This window comes from Streptomyces sp. NPDC050423, assembly GCF_040655445.1.
In the GTDB taxonomy this organism is placed as follows: domain Bacteria; phylum Actinomycetota; class Actinomycetes; order Streptomycetales; family Streptomycetaceae; genus Streptomyces.
In genome coordinates this window covers 103,989-123,266 of record NZ_JBFAJY010000008.1, presented here as the reverse complement: position 1 = coordinate 123,266, position 19,278 = coordinate 103,989, and the positions used below count along the sequence as shown (strand labels likewise).

At 72.0% G+C, this 19,278-nt stretch carries 18 protein-coding genes; 12 read left to right on the top strand and 6 right to left on the bottom strand.

Features of this window, described 5'->3' with window-relative positions; all coding sequences use genetic code 11:
• Positions 1-76: 76 nt before the first annotated feature.
• On the top strand, positions 77-1,234 hold the full coding sequence (locus AB0I52_RS08920) for a D-alanine--D-alanine ligase family protein (RefSeq protein WP_363070356.1): 1,158 nt from the start codon (positions 77-79) through the stop codon (positions 1,232-1,234).
• Between the two features lie 41 nt (positions 1,235-1,275).
• Here AB0I52_RS08920 and AB0I52_RS08915 read toward each other — a convergent pair whose 3' ends face one another.
• Together AB0I52_RS08915 and AB0I52_RS08910 are read right to left on the bottom strand one after the other, a co-directional pair.
• Positions 1,276-1,761, bottom strand: a complete 486-nt coding sequence (locus AB0I52_RS08915; protein ID WP_363070354.1) for a DUF3515 domain-containing protein — start codon at positions 1,759-1,761, stop codon at positions 1,276-1,278.
• Positions 1,762-1,781: 20 nt separating this feature from the next.
• The gene (locus AB0I52_RS08910; RefSeq protein WP_363070352.1) at positions 1,782-2,015 is read right to left on the bottom strand and encodes an Lrp/AsnC ligand binding domain-containing protein; all 234 of its coding nucleotides are present in this window, start codon (positions 2,013-2,015) and stop codon (positions 1,782-1,784) included.
• Positions 2,016-2,335: 320 nt separating this feature from the next.
• On the opposite strand from AB0I52_RS08910, the gene AB0I52_RS08905 reads away from it, so the two are divergent.
• Positions 2,336-3,307 (top strand): thiamine-phosphate kinase, encoded by a 972-nt coding sequence (locus AB0I52_RS08905; protein ID WP_123461888.1) that lies wholly within the window; start codon positions 2,336-2,338, stop codon positions 3,305-3,307.
• Between the two features lie 10 nt (positions 3,308-3,317).
• On the top strand, positions 3,318-4,127 hold the full coding sequence (gene thiD / locus AB0I52_RS08900; protein ID WP_363070350.1) for a bifunctional hydroxymethylpyrimidine kinase/phosphomethylpyrimidine kinase: 810 nt from the start codon (positions 3,318-3,320) through the stop codon (positions 4,125-4,127).
• 93 nt (positions 4,128-4,220) lie between these two features.
• On the opposite strand, the gene rpmB is transcribed toward thiD, so the two are convergent.
• Positions 4,221-4,406: a 50S ribosomal protein L28 gene (gene rpmB, locus AB0I52_RS08895; protein ID WP_003965989.1), complete on the bottom strand. Its 186-nt coding sequence runs from the start codon at positions 4,404-4,406 to the stop codon at positions 4,221-4,223.
• A 258-nt stretch (positions 4,407-4,664) separates the two neighbouring features.
• On the opposite strand from rpmB, the gene AB0I52_RS08890 reads away from it, so the two are divergent.
• A complete protein-coding gene (locus AB0I52_RS08890; protein WP_363070478.1) occupies positions 4,665-6,311 on the top strand; it encodes a DAK2 domain-containing protein in 1,647 nt (548 codons plus the stop codon).
• 55 nt (positions 6,312-6,366) lie between these two features.
• Here AB0I52_RS08890 and AB0I52_RS08885 read toward each other — a convergent pair whose 3' ends face one another.
• Together AB0I52_RS08885 and AB0I52_RS08880 are read right to left on the bottom strand one after the other, a co-directional pair.
• Entirely contained in the window at positions 6,367-9,312 is a 2,946-nt protein-coding gene (locus AB0I52_RS08885) for a tetratricopeptide repeat protein (protein ID WP_363070348.1), read from the bottom strand.
• Positions 9,309-11,186 (bottom strand): HSP90 family protein, encoded by a 1,878-nt coding sequence (locus AB0I52_RS08880; RefSeq protein WP_363070346.1) that lies wholly within the window; start codon positions 11,184-11,186, stop codon positions 9,309-9,311. The genes AB0I52_RS08885 and AB0I52_RS08880 overlap by 4 nt, the downstream gene beginning before the upstream one ends.
• 230 nt (positions 11,187-11,416) lie before the next feature.
• Here AB0I52_RS08880 and recG point away from each other — a divergent pair, with 230 nt between their 5' ends.
• The 8 genes from recG (at position 11,417) to mutM (ending at position 18,826) form a co-directional block, all read left to right on the top strand.
• Positions 11,417-13,627 (top strand): ATP-dependent DNA helicase RecG, encoded by a 2,211-nt coding sequence (recG, locus tag AB0I52_RS08875; protein ID WP_363070344.1) that lies wholly within the window; start codon positions 11,417-11,419, stop codon positions 13,625-13,627.
• A gap of 110 nt (positions 13,628-13,737) precedes the next feature.
• A complete protein-coding gene (gene rsmD, locus AB0I52_RS08870; RefSeq protein ID WP_123461894.1) occupies positions 13,738-14,322 on the top strand; it encodes a 16S rRNA (guanine(966)-N(2))-methyltransferase RsmD in 585 nt (194 codons plus the stop codon).
• Between the two features lie 26 nt (positions 14,323-14,348).
• Positions 14,349-14,828: a pantetheine-phosphate adenylyltransferase gene (gene coaD, locus AB0I52_RS08865; RefSeq protein WP_363070476.1), complete on the top strand. Its 480-nt coding sequence runs from the start codon at positions 14,349-14,351 to the stop codon at positions 14,826-14,828.
• 98 nt (positions 14,829-14,926) lie between these two features.
• Entirely contained in the window at positions 14,927-16,039 is a 1,113-nt protein-coding gene (locus tag AB0I52_RS08860; protein WP_363070342.1) for a cell division initiation protein, read from the top strand.
• Positions 16,040-16,250: 211 nt separating this feature from the next.
• On the top strand, positions 16,251-16,859 hold the full coding sequence (locus AB0I52_RS08855; protein ID WP_363070340.1) for a DUF177 domain-containing protein: 609 nt from the start codon (positions 16,251-16,253) through the stop codon (positions 16,857-16,859).
• A gap of 2 nt (positions 16,860-16,861) precedes the next feature.
• Positions 16,862-17,035 (top strand): 50S ribosomal protein L32, encoded by a 174-nt coding sequence (rpmF, locus tag AB0I52_RS08850; protein WP_003965982.1) that lies wholly within the window; start codon positions 16,862-16,864, stop codon positions 17,033-17,035.
• Between the two features lie 19 nt (positions 17,036-17,054).
• Positions 17,055-17,882, top strand: a complete 828-nt coding sequence (rnc, locus tag AB0I52_RS08845) for a ribonuclease III (RefSeq protein ID WP_363070338.1) — start codon at positions 17,055-17,057, stop codon at positions 17,880-17,882.
• A gap of 83 nt (positions 17,883-17,965) precedes the next feature.
• Positions 17,966-18,826: a bifunctional DNA-formamidopyrimidine glycosylase/DNA-(apurinic or apyrimidinic site) lyase gene (mutM, locus tag AB0I52_RS08840; protein ID WP_363070336.1), complete on the top strand. Its 861-nt coding sequence runs from the start codon at positions 17,966-17,968 to the stop codon at positions 18,824-18,826.
• A gap of 16 nt (positions 18,827-18,842) precedes the next feature.
• Here mutM and AB0I52_RS08835 read toward each other — a convergent pair whose 3' ends face one another.
• Complete coding sequence (locus tag AB0I52_RS08835) at positions 18,843-19,247, bottom strand: helix-turn-helix domain-containing protein (protein WP_363070334.1); 405 nt, start codon at positions 19,245-19,247, stop codon at positions 18,843-18,845.
• Between the last annotated feature and the right edge of the window lie 31 nt (positions 19,248-19,278).

Below are 19,278 nucleotides of genomic sequence, written 5' to 3'. Positions count from 1 at the left end.
CTGCGATCGCGTTCACCCGCCGGACGGCACCGGCTGCGCTGACGCGACCCGTACCAGCAGGTACGCTCATCGCGATATGAGCAGCGAGAACCTCCCCCAGAGCACGGAGCAGCAGCTCCGCAAGCCGCGTGTGGCCGTCGTGTTCGGCGGCCGCAGCTCCGAACACGGCATTTCGGTGGTCACGGCCGGTGCCGTCCTGAACGCCATCGACCGGACCAAGTACGACGTCCTGCCGATCGGCATCACGACGGACGGCCGCTGGGCGCTCACCGCCGACGAACCCGAACGCATGGCCATCACGGACCGGAAGATGCCGGACGTGGCCCAGCTGGCCGAGTCGGACGAGGGCGGCGTGGTGCTCTCCGTCGATCCCGGCAGCCGTGAAGTGGTCTACAGCGAACCCGGCTCGGTCCCCAAGGCGCTCGGCGAGGTCGACGTCGTCTTCCCCGTTCTGCACGGCCCCTACGGTGAGGACGGCACGCTCCAGGGCCTCCTGGAGCTCTCCGGAGTGCCGTACGTCGGCGCCGGGGTCCTCGCGTCGGCGGTCGGCCAGGACAAGGAGTACATGAAGCGCGTCTTCACCTCCTTCGGGCTGCCCGTCGGGCCGTACGTCGTCGTACGCCCCCGCGAGTGGGACCAGGACCCCCAGGCCGTGCGCAAGCGCATCGTGGAGTTCGCCGGCGACCACGGCTGGCCGCTCTTCGTGAAGCCCGCACGGGCCGGCTCGTCGATCGGCATCACCAAGGTCGACGACCTCTCCGGCCTGGACGAGGCGATCGAGGAGGCCCGCCGCCACGACCCCAAGTTCCTCGTCGAGTCGCTGCTGCGGGGCCGCGAGATCGAGTGCGGGGTGCTGGAGTTCGAGGACGGGCCGCGCGCCAGCGTGCCGGCCGAGATCCCGCCGGTCACCTCGCACGACTTCTACGACTTCGAGGCCAAGTACATCGACGCGGCGTCCGGCATCGTGCCGGCCCCGCTCACCGAGGACCAGACCGCCGAGGTCCAGCGGCTCGCCGTCGAGGCCTACGAGTCGGTGTCCTGCGAGGGCCTGGTGCGTGCCGACTTCTTCCTCACCGAGGACGGCGGCTTCGTCATCAACGAGATCAACACCCTGCCGGGCTTCACCCCGATCTCCATGTACCCGCGCATGTGGCAGGAGAGCGGCGTCGACTACCCGCAGCTGGTGGACCGGCTCATCCAGGCGGCCCTGAACCGGCCGACCGGACTGCGCTGACAGACGGCCCAAGGCGTGTGCTCCGCACCGGAGCACACGCCCTACATGCTGGGAACCGTCTTCCTGACGACCGGGGCGAAGGCCGCCAGCGGGGTCGCGTCATGCGCGTACCGCGCCGACAGCGTCACCTCGACGTACGCCTTGCGCAAGGTCGTCGTGAAACGCGGCCGGCCGTCCTCCTGCTGTTCCAGCAGCCAGTTGACGCCGTTCGCGTCGACCGCCTTCGCCTGGGCGTCGTCCATCTCCGCGGGGCGCGGGACACCGCAGCGCAGTACGATCTCCCCGTCCCCCCACCCGGCGGTCAGGTCCGAGCCGGAGCCGGGATCACTGCGCTCCTGACCGGCGACGGTACGCGGCAGCTCCTTGTGCAACGCACGGCAGTAGGCTGCGGCTTCCGACGACGGGGTGGGAACCGTGACCGACGCCGAGGCGTCGCTGGAGGAGCAGCCCGCCGCGGCCATGAGCACCAGGGCAGCGGACGGACCGAGGAACACGGGGCGGGAGAGCCGGCGGCGGGAAGACGTCACCGGCCCAGCCTAGACGGGGGTTACAGGTGCACGACCGGGCAGGTCAGGGTTCTGGTGATGCCGTCCACTTGCTGGACCTTGGCAACCACCATGCGTCCGAGTGCATCGACCGTGTCGGCCTGGGCACGCACGATCACGTCGTAGGGGCCGGTGACGTCCTCTGCCTGGATCACTCCCGGGATTTTCGCGATGGTCTGGGCGACTGTCGTCGCCTTGCCCACCTCGGTCTGAATAAGGATGTACGCCTGTACCACGGAACCTCCAGGGCGGCCACGAGGATCATGTGGGGGAAAGGGACGCCACGGTATCGCGTTGCCGCGGGCCGCGGGGAGACCTGCGGGCCGGATGACGCCCACAGCGTGGCGTACAGAACACACAAGTTGACGTATCTCTTGACAGTACCGACAGCAGTGACGGCCCGCGACCGCAAACTCAGCGGTGCGGACGGGGGACGCGCATGCCCGTGACCACCAGGACGGACCGCCCCCGGGGGCCGGTTCACGGTCCGGGCACCGGCAGGCCGCTGAAACAGGCCGGACGCCCGTCCGGCGCGACAGATGAGGGGTGAGACTCGGTGAAGGGAACCGTGGGCGAGTTGGGGGAGTTCGGGCTCATCAGAGAGCTGACGTCCCGGCTCACCACCACTCCGGCGGTACGGCTCGGCCCCGGCGACGACGCCGCGGTCGTGACCGCCCCCGACCGCAGGGTCGTGGCCAGTACCGACATCCTGCTGGAGGGGCGGCACTTCCGGCGTGACTGGTCGACGGCGTACGACGTCGGCCGCAAGGCCGCCGCACAGAACCTCGCCGACATCGCCGCCATGGGAGCCGTGCCCACCGCGCTGCTCCTCGGTCTTGTCGTCCCCGCCGAACTCCCGGTGACCTGGGCCGGGGAGCTCATGGACGGCATCCGCGACGAGTGCCAGGTCGCCGGAGCGGCCGTGGTCGGCGGCGATGTGGTGCGCGGCGACACCATCACCGTCGCGATCACCGCGCTCGGCGATCTGCGCAACCACGAGCCCGTCACCAGGGCGGGCGCCCAGCCCGGCGACGTCGTCGCCGTCACGGGCTGGCTCGGCTGGTCCGCCGCCGGATACGCCGTGCTCTCCCGGGGCTTCCGCTCGCCGCGCGCCTTCGTCGAGGCCCACCGGCGGCCCGAACCGCCGTACCACGCGGGTCCCGCGGCCGCCGGACTCGGCGCCACCGCGATGACCGACGTCAGCGACGGACTCGTCGCCGACCTCGGGCACATCGCGGAGGCGAGCAAGGTCCGGATCGACCTGCGTTCCGGGCGCATCGACATCCCGTCCCAGATGTCCGACATCGGCCAGGCCGTCGGCGTGGACCCCCTCCAGTGGGTGCTCACCGGGGGAGAGGACCACGCGATCGTCGCGACGTTCCCGCCGGACGTGAAGCTGCCGGCCCGCTGGAAGGTGATCGGCGAGGTTCTCAACCCCTCGGCGCTGCCCCAGGTGACGGTCGACGGGGCGCCCTGGACCAGCAAGAGCGGCTGGGACCACTTCGGGGACATCGAGGACGCCCAGTAGATTGCGGCGTATGCCCACAGCCTCCGCCGTACCTCCCCGTGTGCTCACCGTCGCCGGATCCGACTCCGGCGGCGGTGCCGGCATCCAGGCCGACCTGAAGACGATGCTGGCGCTCGGCGTGCACGGCATGAGCGTGCTGACCGCCGTCACCGCCCAGAACTCGCTGGGTGTGCAGGGCGCCTGGGAACTGCCCGCGGAGGCCGTACGCGCCCAGTACCGCAGCGTGGTGGACGACATCGGCGTGAGCGCGGTCAAGACCGGCATGCTCTCCTCCGCCCCCCTCGTCGAGACTGTCGCCGCACTCATCGCCGGGACGGACGCCCCGGCCGTCGTGGACCCGGTGGGCGTCTCCAAGCACGGCGATCCGCTGCTCGCCGCCGAGGCGCTCGACTCGGTGCGCACGAAGCTGCTGCCCGTCGCGACCGTGGTCACCCCGAATCTCGACGAAGTGGCGCAGCTCACGGGCATGACGGTCACCGACGAGGCCGGGATGCGACGGGCCGCGGCGGAGCTGCTCGGCCACGGGCCCCGCTGGGTGGTCGTCAAGGGCGGACATCTGCCCGGCGACCCCGTCGACCTGCTGACGGACGGCTCCGAGGAGCACTGGCTGCGCGCCCCCCGCCACGACAACCGCCACACGCACGGCACGGGCTGCACCCTCGCCTCCGCGATCGCCTGCGGGCTGGCCCGGGGCCAGGACGTGCCCACGGCGGTACGGGCCGCGAAGTCCTACGTCACCGGGGCCATCGCGGCGGGCTTCGCGCTGGGCGCCGGGATCGGCCCGGTCGACCACGGGTGGCAGCTGCGGAACGCCCGCTGAGGGCATCGCCTCGTCCGGGCACAGCAAAAAGCCGGTCCACCGAGGTGGACCGGCTTTTTGGGCAACCGGTAAGGCTGCGCTACGACGGGAACGTCAGCGCGCGACCTTGCCGGCCTTGATGCACGAGGTGCAGACGTTGAGCCGCTTCGGCGTCCGCCCGACCACGGCACGCACGCGCTGGATGTTGGGATTCCAGCGACGGGACGTACGGCGGTGCGAGTGCGAAATGCTGTTGCCGAAGCTCGGCCCCTTGCCGCAAACGTCGCAGTTGGCAGCCACGGGTCACTCCAAAACTTCAGATGCACTTACAGTGAATTCCGGCACGCCGGATTCATTGACTGAAGTGGCGGTACCGGGGGAATGTCCCGACTCTCGTCGGGCAACCGAAGCAGCATACAACGCCTGCGTCGGAGATACGAAACTACCATGGGTTCCACAGCTGCCCGCCCCGCCCCTGACCCCGTCCGGCCCGCCGGCCGGGGCTACCCTGCGGTGCAGCCCGCCGCCCCCAGGCCCCGTTCCGAGGAGGACCATCAGGTGCCGCAGACCGCCGACGACCTGGACGCCGTCGCGGTGCGTACCTGGTGCTCACTGGCGCTGGACGCACTCGGCCGGGAGCGCGAGGCGATCGACGCGATCAACGTGTATCCCGTCGCGGACGGGGACACCGGCACCAACCTCTACCTGACCGCGGAATCCGCGACGGCGGCCGTCGAGGCGGTGTTCGCCGCCCACGAGACCGGCACCTCGGTACCCTCCACCGCCGACGCGGTACGGGCCATGGCCCACGGGGCGCTGATCGGCGCCCGCGGCAACTCCGGCACGATCCTGGCGCAGTTGCTGCGCGGCATGGCCGGGGTACTGGCCGATGAGTCCGGGGAGCGGCCCGGTCCGGACCGGCTGCGCCTCGCGCTGACCCGGGCCGCCGTATCGGCGCGCGAGGCCGTCGCCCACCCCGTCGAGGGCACGGTCCTGACGGTGGCCACCGCGGCGGCCGAAGCCGCGGGGCGCGCGCCGGGCGGCGCCGGTGCGGGTGTGATCGCGCGGGCGGCGTACGAGGGGGCGCGTACCGCCCTGGAGGCGACGCCCGGACAGCTCGCCGTACTCGGCCGGGCAGGTGTCGTGGACGCCGGCGGGCGGGGGCTGGTGGCGGTCCTGGGGGCGCTCGTCGAGGCGGTCTCCGGACGGGCGCCGGAGCGGCTGTACGAGGCGCCGGCCGCTCCCGCCCCGTTCACCGCCGTCGACGGGGACTGCCCCGCGGCGGACGATCCGCCGGGCGGACCGGCCTTCGAGGTCATCTACCTGCTGGAGGCCGGGGACGGCGCGGTGGAGCGGCTGCGGACCCGGCTCGACGCCCTGGGGGACTCCCTCGTGGTGGTGGGGGGCGACGGGCTCTGGAACGTCCATGTGCACGTCGACGACGCGGGCGCGGCGGTGGAGGCCGGGGTCGAGGCCGGACGGCCCTACCGCATCCGCATCACCCACTTCGCCGCGGACCGGGTGCACGCCCGCCCCGAACCCGCCCAGCGCGCGGTCGTCGTGGTCGTCCCGGGCGACGGGCTCGGCGGCCTGTGCGCGGAGGCCGGGGCGACGACGGTGCTCGCCCGCCCCGGGGAACCGCCCGCCAGCGGCGAACTGGTCGACGCGATCCGCCGCGCCCACGCCCGCGAGGTGGTGCTCCTGCCCAACGACGGGGATCTGCGCCACACGGCCGCGGCCGCCGCCGAGCAGGCCCGCGCCGAGGGCATCCGGGTCGCCCTCATCCCGACCAGGGCCGCGGTCCAGGGCATCGCGGCCCTGGCCGTCCACGAACCGGGCCGCAGCTTCGACGAGGACGTGGTCGCGATGACCGCGGCGGCCGGCGCCACCCGGTACGCCGAACTGGCCGTCGCCGAACGGCAGTCCTGGACCATGGCGGGCGTCTGCCAGGCCGGCGACATCCTGGGCCTGATCGACGGAGACGTGGCCGTCATCGGCGAGAACGTCCCGGAGACGGCCCGCGGCGTGCTGGACCGGATGCTGGCGTCCGGTGGCGAACTGGTCACCCTGGTCCTGGGCGAGGACGTCCCGGACGCGCTGGCGGACACGCTGGAGGAACACGTCCGAGAGGGCTACCTGGCGGTGGACACGGTGGTGTACCGCGGCGGCCACCAGTGCGCCCCGCTGCTGATCGGGGTGGAGTAGCCCGGCCGCACGACCGGACCGGGGCGGCACCACCCATGCCCGTCCGAGGGTGTCCTCAGCCGCCCGACGGGCCCGGACTCCCCGACCCCTGGGCCACGTACGCCCGCACCGACGCCGCCTCCGCCCGGCGCGCGTCCGCCGTCTCGTCCGTGCCCGCCGGCACCTCCTCGTAGGCCGCGACGGCCTCCGCCGCCCGGGACAGCGCCGCGTCCGCGCGGCCCAGGTCCGCTTCCAGCCAGGCGGCCATCAGCCAGGCGGCCGTGCGCGCGGCGAGGTGGCCGGTACCGGCCCCGGCGAAGGCCGCCGACGCCCGCTCGACGTAACCCAGCGCCTCCTCGTACGCCCTGCGCGCCGGATCGTCCGCCGCCTCGCCCGGCTCGCCCTCGCACGCGTCGGCGATCAGCTCGGCGGTCTGGCGGAGGGTGTCCGCGAGCTCCGGCAGCAACTCCGGGCCCGCCGCCTCGCACTCCCGCTCCGCCGCGGCCATGAACGCCCGCGCCGCGCCGAGGCCGGGCTGCCCCTCCCGGAGCGCGATCCAGGCCCGCACCCGCAGCGTCCGCACCAGTGAGGGAACGTCGTCCAGGGCCCGCCACAGCTCCCCGGCCCGCTCGTACGCCCGCTCCGCCTCCGGGTTCAGCTCGGCCCGGTACAGCGCCTGCGCCGCGAGGTTGGCGAGCATCGCGTGATCGTGCTGCTCGGGCCAGCCGCGCGCGATGTCCGCCGCCCGCAGCCAGTGCTCGGCCGCGGTCCGCGGTTCCCCGAGCGTCGACAGCCCGTCGCCCAGCCACCACAGCGTCTGGACGACCATGCCCTCCCCGTGGTCCTCGGACGTGATGTCGGGCAGTACCGCCTCCAGTACCGCCGCCGCCTCGGCCGCCCGCCCCAGCCGGAGCAGCAGGCCGCCGAGCTGGTGCCGGGCATGGACGCCCAGCGTGCCGCTCTCGTCCGACTCGTCCGCCCAGTGGGCCGCGTCGAGCGTGTGCTCCACCGCCTCGGCGAACCGCCCGGTGGCGCCGAGCACTTCGGCGAGCAGCAGATGCAGCCGGGCCAGCCCCGGCCCGGACAGCGACGTGCCGCCGTGCTCCAGCGCCGCGCGGGCGGCCCGCTCCGCCGTCGCGTGGTCGTCGAGCCGCGCGGCGATCCGTGCCGTCCTGGCCTCGTACTCGGCGGCGTACCAGGGCAGTTCCGCCTCGTTGACCGCGGCGGCCGCTCGCGCGTACAGCTCCGCCGCCGCCGGACCGTCGCCGCGGTACGCCGCTGTGTCCGCGAGGAAGCCCAGCGCCTCGGAGATCCGGGTGGCCACCCTCTCCCGCGCACGCAGGGGTTCGGCGAACGCGAGCACCTCGCGGGCCGCCTCTTCGAGGGCGGCGACCGCCGCGTCCGTGGACTCCTCGTCCGCCGCCCGGAACATCCGCTGCTGGACGATCCGGGCCCGGCACACCAGCACACCGCCGGTCTGCCGCCCCGTGGCCGCGCCCTCCGCGTACAGGGCGAGGGCCAGATCCACGAGAGGAGCGATCTCAGCCGCCGCCGCGTCGGCGCCGCCGTCCGCCATCGAGCGGAGAAAGGCGCACCTGGCGCTCGCCGCGACGGCCTCGCCCCGGTCGCCGGCCTCCTCGTACAGCGAGGCGGCCGTCCGGAACGCCTCCGCCGCCTCGGCGGGCGACAGCGAAGCGTCCATCGCGCGGTGGTCCGCCACGTTCGCCCGGTCGTGGGCGCTCAGTGCGTCCGTGTCCCCGGCCCGCTCGGCGACGGCCCGCCAGGCGTCCCCGGCGTCCGGGTGCTGGGCGTCGGACAGCCGCCGCGCCTCGGCCAGCAGAGCGGCCAGGTCCCGCACCGGCTCCGGGGCGGAGGACGGCACGGCGGCCGGCGCCGCCGGCGGTGCCGCGAGCCGCACCGCGCGCACCCCGAGCGGCAGCCGGTCCAGCAGCGGCAGCCGTGCCAGCCGCTCCCGTACCTGCTCACCCACGTACGTGTTGCCGTTGCGCCCGTCGAAGCGGGCCGCGAGCGCCAGGGCCCGGGTACGGGCGTGGACGGCCAGTGACGCGGCGGTCCAGTCCGTCCCCGCCGGGCCCGGCACGGACTGCCCGCCGTGCCCCAGCGCGGTCAGCCGGTCCATCAGCACGGCGGTGACGGCCGTGAAGTCCATCAGGCTGGCGGGGTTCCCGCTGTCGGTGAAGTACGCCGGCCGCTCAGCGAGGATCTCCAGCCCCCGGGCCTCGTTGCCCGTCAGGGCACAGAACTCGATGTGCAGCGCGACGGCGTACCGCATGCTCTCCATCGGCCGGACCATCCGGTACCCGCGCAGATGGTGCGCGCGGGCCTGCTCAGGGCGCCCCGTCCGCAGCAGCGGGAGGAGCGAGGCGGCCAGCACCGCATGCGGTTCGTGCGCGCAGACGTGCTCCCCGTCCAGCACCGGCGCCCAGCTGTTCAGCGCCTCCTCGTCCTGACCGCGCTGCACCTGCCAGCCGCCCTGTTCGTGCAGTTCGCAGGCGTGGCAGTTGGCCATCCGGTCCCGGTCCGCGGCCTGCCAGGCGGTGTACGCCCGCCCGGCCCGCGCCACGTCGCCCAGATGCCGCGCGATCTCCAGCTCGCCCTGCCGCACCGCCCGTTCGGAGTGGCCGGCCAGCCGGTAGCGGTGTGCCATCTCGCCCTGCCACTTCTCGATGGAGGCGAGCGGGATGTGCGGCTGGTCGACCATGGAGCTGGAGACCCACTTGAACATCCAGAACAGATGGTGGGTCATGACCGGGTCGAAATCAGCCGGCCGTTCGTCCCACACCCGCAGCAGTCGCGCGAACGGGACGAACATCTTGTCCTTCTCGGAGCTGTAGTTGTAGACCTGCAGCTGATGGACGAGCGCCTCGACCAGCAGCGCCGCGTCCCCGCTCTGCTCGGCCTCGGCCAGCAGCCGCTCCGCGCGGGCGTTGCGCGCGGGCCCCTCCGGCTCCTCCTGGTTGTCCCGCAGGGCCTGTCGGACCGTCGCGGCATCGGCGCTCATCGGCCGTCCTCCTGGGGGTTCGCGGGGGAGTGCCCCGGTGCGGCGGGATGCGTGGCCCACTCCAGCAGGCCGAGGAACGCCCGGTTCAGCAGCGCCGAGTCGGCCGGGCGCAGCGGCCGCTGCGCCATCAGCAGCGCCTGCCCGTACAGGGCCTCCGTCGCGGTCACCGCCAGCTCCGGGGTGTCCAGCGAACTGATCCGGCGGATCAGCGGATTGAGATGGTTCAGTACGAGCCGGGCCCGCGGCGCGCTCCCGCGCAGGGAACCCAGGATGCCCGCCCACAGGTCGTCCGCCTGCTCCTCGGCCTCGGCGCGGGCCTGCTCGTGGCGGGCGGACCGGTCGTCCAGATGCAGCGCGGGCACGGTCAGCGGGTGGAAGGCGCGCAGCACCACATCGCACCCCAGCGGGTCCAGCCCGGCGCGGGCCGCCGCGAGGAACGGGCCGAGCGCCAGCTCCTCCCGGGGGTCCACGGAGTCCAGGTGCGCGGTGACCGTGTCGGCGTCCAGCTCCGCGACCACCGTCCCGGGCCGTGCCGCGGGCAGCCGCTCGACCAGCTCGGTGTCGTACGTGTAGCCGCCGTTGACCACCCCGATCCCCTGTGCGGAGGCGATCGGCGCGACCTGCCGGAACTCCTCCACGGTCCGGGTGAAGTGCACCACCGGATGGCGCCTGGCGAACTCCTCCAGCGAGAGCCGGCCGTCCGTCGTCTCGAACGGCAGCCACGGCAGCATCGTGCGCAGCATGGCGTCGTCGTGCCGGGCGAGCGACTTCACCCCCAGGTGGTGCACCGAGAGGAACTGGGCCAGCCGCTCCGGATCACCCGCGGCGAGGCCGGTCAGCCAGTCCCTGATCCGCTCGCCGAGCGCGTCCCGTACCGCGGCCAGGGTCTCGTCCGCGTACAGCGCCTCGCGCGAGGCGGTGGGCCGCAGGCTGTCCGTGTCGATGACGCACCGCACGAAGAACGCCCAGTCGGGCAGCAGCTCGTCCGCCCGGTCCGTCAGCAGCATGCCCTTCAGATGCACCCGGTGGCCCGCGCGCTGCGCCGGACTGACCGCCGACGGCAGCACATGGGCGACCCCGCGGATCCCGGCGAGCGGCAGATCGAGGTCGATCGTGTCGAGCGGTGAGAAGCCGAACTGCTCGTGGCAGTGGCGGGCGAGCGCCACCCGCCGCCCCGCGGGACTCGGGTACGCGCGGTCCCACGGCGCCGGCAGATCGGTGACGGCCGCGTCCCCGACCCGTACGTCGTACGGCAGCAGCGAGCCGAAATCGCGGGCGAGCGCGAGCACCCGCTCCTCGGTCAGCCACTCCGCGCTGCCGGGGCGGGCGGTCAGATGCACGGTGGTGCCGGGCTCCGGCCGGGCACTGTCGGGAAGCGTCCGCACGGTGTACGAACCGTCGTCACGGGCGAGCCACTCCACCGGCGGCGCGCCGGGCGTGCGCGCGGAACGGCTCACCACCCGGATCTCGGCGGCGACGACGAAGCAGGCCAGCAGCCCGATGCCGAACTGGCCGAGGAAGTCGGCCCGCGCCGAGGCGAGCCCCTGCGCACCGTCCCGTTTGGAACTGCGGCCGATCGTCGCGAGCAGGCTGTGCACATCGGTCTCGGTCAGACCGATGCCGCTGTCCTCGACCCGCAGCCGGCCGTCCTCGGCGTACAGCCGTACCCGCGCGGGCGCGTCCGGCTGCTCGGAGCGGCGGGCGGTGATGGCGTCCACCGCGTTCTGCAGCAGTTCACGCAGGTAGACGCGGGGAGAGGAGTAGAGGTGATGGGAGAGGAGGTCGACCAGCCCGCGCAGATCCACCTGAAAGGTGTGCGGCGACCGGGCGTCGGACTCGGGGGAGGCGGAATTCGCTGAGGTCTCAGATGTCATCGTCGCAGCGCAGGTGGGGGGACCCGTGCCTCATCGGACGAGGCACTTGCGACAGCGCGGGTCGGGCGATCCCTTGGCAGGTGATCGCGAACGAGAAGCGTGGGAGCCGATCCTAGGGTTGCGGGCACGATTCCGACCAGGGCTTATCGCGTCCCGGTGCGGTGATCGCGACCAGTACGTGGCGCGGCCCGGTGGTGCCCGGCGGACAACTGTCAGTGGTGTGGTGTGCAATGGATCGCGTGTCTGCGTTCGACGAACCCCTCAAGAAGCTGCTCGGTGGCGCCACCGCCAAGGTGATGGCCGAGCACCTCGACCTGCACACGGTCGGCGATCTGCTGCATCACTACCCGCGTCGGTACGAGGAGCGCGGCCGGCTCACCGCGCTGACCGACCTCCCGCTGGACGAGCATGTGACCGTCGTCGCCCAGGTCGCCGACGCCCGCGTCATGGCGTTCAACAACGGCCGGGGAAAGCGCCTCGAAGTGACCCTCACCGACGGCCACGGCCGGCTCCAGCTGGTCTTCTTCGGCCACGGCGTCCACAAGCCGCACAAGGAGCTGCTGCCGGGCCGGCGCGCCATGTTCGCCGGCAAGGTCTCCGTCTTCAACCGGAAGATGCAGCTCGCCCACCCCACGTACCAACTGCTCGACGCGGAGTCCACCGACGAGGCCGGGGCTACCGAGGCCGTGGACGCCTTCGCCGGCAAGCTGCTGCCGATCTACCCGGCCTGCAAGCAGCTCGACTCCTGGCGGATCGCCAAGGCGGTCGACGCGGTGCTGCCGAGCGCCCAGGAGGCCGTCGACCCACTGCCGCCCGCGCTGCGCGAGGGCCGCGGGTTCACCGCGCTGCCCGAGGCGCTGCTGAAGATCCACCGGCCGCAGACCAAGGCCGACGTCGCGGCGGCCAGGGACCGGCTCAAGTGGGACGAGGCCTTCGTCCTCCAGGTCGCACTGGCCCGCCGCAGGTACGCGGACACCCAGCTGCCCGCAGTCGCCCGCCGGCCCGTCCCCGGCGGGCTGCTCGACGCATTCGACGCCAGACTGCCCTTCACCCTCACCGACGGCCAGCTCAAGGTCACCAAGGAGATCTTCGACGATCTGGCGGCCGAGCACCCGATGCACCGGCTGCTCCAGGGCGAGGTCGGTTCCGGCAAGACCATGGTCGCGCTGCGCGCCATGCTCACCGTCGTAGACGCCGGCGGGCAGGCCGCGATGCTCGCGCCCACCGAGGTGCTCGCCCAGCAGCACCACCGGTCCATCACCGAGATGATGGGGGAGCTGGCCGAGGGCGGCATGCTGGGCGGATCCGAGCGCGGCACCAAGGTGGTCCTGCTCACCGGCTCCATGGGCATGGCCGCCCGCCGCCAGGCACTGCTCGACCTGGTCACCGGCGAGGCCGGGATCGTGATCGGCACCCATGCGCTGATCGAGGACAAGGTGAAGTTCCACGAGCTGGGTCTTGTCGTCGTCGACGAGCAGCACCGCTTCGGGGTCGAGCAGCGCGACGCCCTGCGCTCCAAGGGCAAGCAGCCGCCGCATCTGCTCGTCATGACCGCCACCCCCATCCCCCGTACCGTCGCCATGACCGTCTTCGGTGACCTGGAGACCTCCGTCCTGGACCAGCTGCCGGCCGGCCGCTCGCCGATCGCCAGCCATGTCGTCCCCGCCAAGGACAAACCGCACTTCCTCAGCCGCGCCTGGGAACGGGTCCGCGAGGAGGTGGAGAACGGGCACCAGGCGTACGTGGTCTGCCCCCGGATCGGCGACGACGAGGACGAGGCGGCCAAGAAGAAGGGGAAGAAGGACGCCGGGGAGGAGGCGGACAAGCGCCCGCCGCTCGCCGTCCTGGACATCGCCGAACAGCTCGCCAAGGGGCCGCTGAGCGGCCTGCGCGTCGAGGTGCTGCACGGCAGGATGCACCCCGACGACAAGGACGACGTGATGCGCCGCTTCGCCGCCGGCCAGGCCGACGTCCTGGTCGCCACCACGGTCATCGAGGTCGGGGTCAACGTCCCCAACGCCACCGCGATGGTGATCATGGACGCCGACCGGTTCGGCGTCTCCCAGCTGCACCAGCTCCGCGGCCGGGTCGGCCGCGGCTCGGCCCCCGGACTGTGTCTGCTGGTCAGCGAGGCCCACGAGGCGAGCCCCTCCCGCGCCCGGCTCTCCGCCGTCGCCTCCACCCTCGACGGGTTCGAGCTGTCCCGGATCGACCTGGAGGAGCGCCGCGAGGGCGACGTCCTCGGCCAGGCCCAGTCCGGGGTCCGCTCCTCGCTGCGGGTGCTCAGCGTCATCGATGACGAGGAGGTCATCGCCGCCGCCCGCGAGGAGGCCGTCACCGTCGTCGCCGCCGACCCGGACCTGGAGCACCTGCCCGAGCTGCGCCTCGTACTGGACGCGCTGCTCGACAAGGAGCGCGAGGAGTACCTCGACAAGGGGTGACGCACGCGGTGCGGGTGCTGCGGGCGCCCCGGTCCCCGCGACGCCATATCGTGGGTGGCACGGCGCCCGCAGCACCCTGCGCGCCGCCCCGACCCGAGGATCAGACACCCATGACCCGCGTGATCGCCGGCTCGGCCGGCGGACGCCGCCTGGCCGTCCCGCCCGGTACCGGCACCCGCCCCACCTCCGACCGCGCGCGCGAGGGCCTGTTCTCCACCTGGCAGGCGCTCCTCGGCACCCTCGACGGCATCCGGATCGCCGATCTGTACGCGGGCTCGGGAGCCGTCGGCCTCGAAGCGCTCTCCCGGGGCGCGGTCCACGCCCTGCTCGTCGAGGCCGACGCCAAGGCCGTCCGCACCGTCCGGGACAACGTCCGCACCCTGGGCCTGCCCGGCGCCGAGGTCCGGGCGGGCAAAGCCGAACAGATCGTGACAGGACCGGCGCCCGCGGAGCCGTACGACGTGGTGTTCCTGGACCCGCCGTACGCCGTCACCGACGACGATCTTGGCGAGATCCTGCTCACACTCCGTGCGCAGGGGTGGCTCTCGGCCGATGCGCTCGTCACCGTGGAGCGCAGCACCAGAGGCGGAGAATTCAGCTGGCCCAAGGGATTCGAGCCATTGCGGGCCCGTCGCTACGGCGAGGGAACGCTTTGGTACGGTCGCGCCGCCGCTACGTGCGAAGACGCACGATGACCGGACCGGAGAGCGAGGGAATCAAGTTGCGCCGCGCCGTCTGCCCGGGGTCGTTCGACCCCATCACCAATGGACATCTCGACATCATCGGCCGCGCCTCGAAGCTGTACGACGTCGTACACGTCGCGGTGATGATCAACCAGTCCAAGAAGGGTCTGTTCACGATCGACGAGCGGATCGAGATGATCCGCCAGGTCACCGCGGACTTCGGCAACGTCCAGGTCGAGGCCTTCCACGGGCTGCTGGTCGACTTCTGCAAGCAGCGCGACATCCCGGCGATCGTGAAGGGCCTGCGGGCCGTCAGCGACTTCGACTACGAACTCCAGATGGCCCAGATGAACAACGGGCTCTCGGGTGTCGAAACGCTCTTCGTGCCGACCAATCCGACCTACAGTTTCCTGTCGTCCTCCCTGGTCAAGGAGGTGGCGACCTGGGGCGGCGACGTCTCGCACCTGCTGCCGCCACTGGTTCAGGAGGCCCTGACGGAGCGCCTCGCCCAGAGGTGAGGCGCTGACAGCCCGTCACCAGGTGTCGGGCGGGCGCCGACTGGCCGTACAGTCGTCCCGTCCGTCTCCAATCGGCAGTAGAGAGTGGCGAGCACACGGTGGACGTGCAGAAGAAGCTCGACGAGATCGTCGAAGCGGTCGGGAACGCCCGGTCGATGCCCATGTCGGCGTCCTGCGTGGTCAACCGCGCCGAACTGCTCGCGATGCTCGAAGAGGTGCGCCAGGCCCTGCCCGGCTCCCTCGCGCACGCGCAGGAGCTCATCGGCGGCCGGGAGCAGCTCGTCGAGCAGGCCCGTCAGGAGGCCGGGCGGATCATCGAGACCGCCCACGCCGAGCGGGGCTCGCTGATCTCCGGCACCGAGATCGCCCGGCGGTCCCAGACCGAGGCGGACCGGATCCTCGGTGAGGCCCGCAAGGACGCCGAGGAGATCCGCGGCGAGGCCGACGAGTACGTCGACAGCAAGCTCGCCAACTTCGAGGTCGTCCTCACCAAGACCATCGGCTCCGTCGACCGGGGCCGCGAGAAGCTCCTCGGCCGCGGTCAGGGCTTCGACGAGCAGGGCTACGAGGACCCCGACTTCGCCGAGGCCCCCGAGCGCAGCGCCGACCCGGCCACGCTCCAGCGCCGGGCCGACGAGTACGTGGACACCAAGCTCGGCGCCTTCGAAGCGGTGCTCGCCAAGACCCTGGAGGCGGTGGGCCGGGGCCGGCAGAAGCTGCACGGCCGGGTCGCCACCGACGACCTCGGCGCGCACATGGCCGCCCAGGACGCCGCGGGCAGCCAGGCCCGCACCAGCGACGAGGACCACTGGGCGGGACTGGCCGAGACGGCCACCCCGCAACCGCAGCAGATGTCCCAGCAGCTGCCTCCGCAGGCCGAGCCGCACTTCCCCGCGCAGGCCGAGCCGCACTTCCCCGCGCAGGCCGAGCCGCAGTACGCGCAGACGTACGCCTACCAGGAGGACCAGCCGCAGCAGGACGTGTACGGCTACCAGCAGCAGCCGGACCCCTACGCGGGCTACCAGCAGCAGGGCTACGACCAGAACCAGGCCCCGCTGCCCGCGCAGGGCTACGACACCTGGCAGCAGCAGCCCGTCCAGCCGCAGCAGCCCCTCCAGCAGCAGGGCGAGGGCGCCCTGGACGAGACCAGCCTGTTCGACACCAGCATGATCGACCTGGACCAGCTCCGCAGGTACGAACAGGAGCACTGACCGGCCGGGGCGCTGCTCAGGGGTCGGATCAGGACCGGATTGGGAGCTGGGCGGCGCGTCAAGTATCCTGGCTTTCGGTCGCGCGTATGTCCGCGATCCAGGCTGCCCACTTCGACTCCGGAGCCGGTCGGCCCTCCCCACCACGCGTGATGCGCATGATTCGAAAGCAGGAAAAGCCCTGAACGGCCATCTCGACCACCGAAACCCTCTCGTGTTCGATACGCACGAGCTGGGTCGGCGTCCAGGTGCCATGAAGCGGCTGACCCGCTCGGTGGGCGCCCCCAAGGACTTCGGTATCGACGGAGTCGTCGGTGTGCCGGAAGGCGCACCCGTGGAGCTGGACGTCCGCCTCGAATCGGTCATGGAAGGTGTGCTCGTCACAGGCACCGCCCGTGCATCGGCCGAGGGGGAGTGCGTAAGGTGTCTGGAGCCGCTGAGCCTTGAGGTCGAGGCGGACTTCCAGGAGATGTTCTCGTACCCTGACGCCGATGACCGGAACCGCAGCAAGACGGCGGACCCGGTCGACGACGCCGAGGACGACGAGGACAGGTTCTTCCTTGAGGACGGCTTGTTCGACCTCGAGTCAGTGCTGCGTGATGCGGTGGTGCTCGCACTGCCGATGCAGCCGGTGTGCCGGGAGACCTGCGCCGGTCTGTGCTCCGAATGCGGAGTCAGGCTGGACGAGAACCCCGGTCACCATCACGAAGCCCTCGATATCCGTTGGGCGGCATTGCAAGGACTCGCCGAGACCGTTCAGGACGGCGAGAAGGACAACATGGGCGGCGCCGAACGTGGCGTCGACGAGAAGCAGGAGAAGTAGCCGTGGCTGTTCCGAAGCGGAAGATGTCGCGCAGCAACACGCGCCACCGCCGGTCGCAGTGGAAGGCTGCGGTCCCCACCCTGGTTTCGTGCGAGCGTTGCCAGGAGCCGAAGCTGCAGCACATCGCGTGCCCCAGCTGCGGCACGTACAACAAGCGCCAGGTCCTCGAGGTCTGAGCGGCTGGTGAGAGGCCCGATGTCTGAGTTGTCCCAAGCCAAGAAGCAGGCAGACAACGTCAACACAGCCTCGTCCCACACGCTTCTGGAAGGGCGGCTCGGGTACCACCTCGAGTCCGCCCTTCTGGTGCGTGCGCTGACCCATCGTTCGTACGCGTACGAGAACGGCGGTCTGCCCACCAACGAGCGGCTCGAATTCCTCGGGGATTCGGTGCTCGGTCTGGTGGTCACGGACACGCTGTACCGCACTCACCCCGACCTGCCTGAAGGCCAGCTGGCCAAATTGCGGGCCGCGGTAGTCAACTCGCGTGCGCTTGCGGAAGTGGGCCGCGGCCTCGAACTCGGCTCCTTCATCCGGCTCGGCCGCGGTGAAGAGGGCACGGGTGGCCGGGACAAGGCGTCCATCCTCGCCGACACCCTGGAAGCGGTGCTCGGTGCGGTCTATCTCGATCAGGGCCTCGGCGCGGCCTCGGAGCTGGTCCACCGGCTCTTCGACCCGCTGATCGACAGGTCCTCCAACCTCGGCGCCGGCCTGGACTGGAAGACCAGTCTCCAGGAGCTCACCGCGAGCGAGAGCCTCGGAGTTCCCGAGTACCTCGTCACGGAGACCGGCCCGGACCACGAGAAGACCTTCACTGCTGCTGCTCGCGTCGGTGGTGTCTCGTACGGCACCGGCACCGGCCGTAGCAAGAAGGAAGCGGAGCAACAGGCGGCAGAATCCGCCTGGCGCGAGATCAGCGCCGCCGCGGAGGCGCGGGAGGCTGTGGCCGAGGAGGCCACTGCCGACGGAGGGGCCGCCGACACCCCTGCCGACCCGCCGCCGTCCACGGACGTCGCTCCGGCCTGACCCGAGAACCCCTCGGTGCCCTGTGCACCGGGGGGTTTTCCCTGCCCTGAACCAGATCCCGACACAGATACAGGAGCGACACCGTGCCCGAGCTGCCCGAGGTCGAAGTCGTACGACGCGGTCTCCAGCGCTGGGTGACCGGGCGCACGGTCGGCGAGGTCGAGGTCCTGCACCCGCGGGCGGTCCGCCGCCATCTCGCGGGGGGCGTGGACTTCGCGGCCCGGCTCGCCGGTATCCGTTTCGGGCCGGCGATGCGCCGCGGCAAATACCTCTGGGTGCCGCTGGACGACACGTCCGGCTCGCTCCTCGGCCACCTCGGCATGAGCGGCCAGCTGCTCGTGCAGCCGCAGGACGCCGCCGACGAGAAGCATCTGCGGGTCAGGATCCGTTTCGACGACTCCGTCGGCACCGAACTGCGCTTCGTCGACCAGCGCACCTTCGGCGGCCTCTCGCTCCACGACAACACCCCCGACGGAGTGCCCGACACCATCGCGCACATCGCCCGCGATCCCCTGGACCCGGAATTCGACGACGCCGCGTTCTTCACCGCGCTGCGACTGCGCCGCACCACGGTCAAGCGTGCCCTGCTCGATCAGTCGCTGATCAGCGGTGTCGGCAACATCTACGCGGACGAGGCGCTGTGGCGCGCCAAGCTGCACTACGACCGGCCGACCGCGACCCTGACCCGCCCCAAGTCGGCCGAACTGCTCGGCCACGTCCGCGATGTGATGAACGCGGCGCTGGAGCAGGGCGGCACGAGTTTCGACAGCCTCTACGTCAATGTGAACGGCGAGTCGGGCTACTTCGACCGGTCGCTCGACGCCTACGGGCGCGAGGACGAGCCCTGCCACCGCTGCGGTACGCCGATGAGGCGCCGCGCCTGGATGAACCGGTCCAGCTACTTCTGCCCGCGCTGCCAGCGCCCGCCGCGCGACGCCGCGTGACAACCCCATACACGCCCTATCGGGCCTCGTCGTAGCGTTCACGAGCTGCCATGACCTCGGTCATCCGGCCCTGGACGAGATGGATCAGCCCGAGCAACTGCTCGGCGACCTGTCGCCCCAGCGGGGTGAGCTCGTAGTCGACGCGGGGCGGGTTGACCGGCTGTGCCTCGCGGTGCACCAGCCCGTCACGTTCCAGCGCGTGCAGTGTCTGGGAGAGCATCTTCTCGCTCACCCCGTCGACCCGGCGGCGCAGCGCGTTGAAGCGGAGGCTGCCCTCGTACAGGGCGCCGAGCGTCAGGCTTCCCCAGCGGCCGGTGACATGTTCCAGGGTGCCGCGCGAGGGGCACCGCTTGGAGAACACGTCGAAGAGCCACTCGTCGTCCGGACAGCCGTCCGTCCCGCTGCCGCCGTTCTCGTCCATGGAAACCAGCGTACGCCCGCACAGCGCTCTC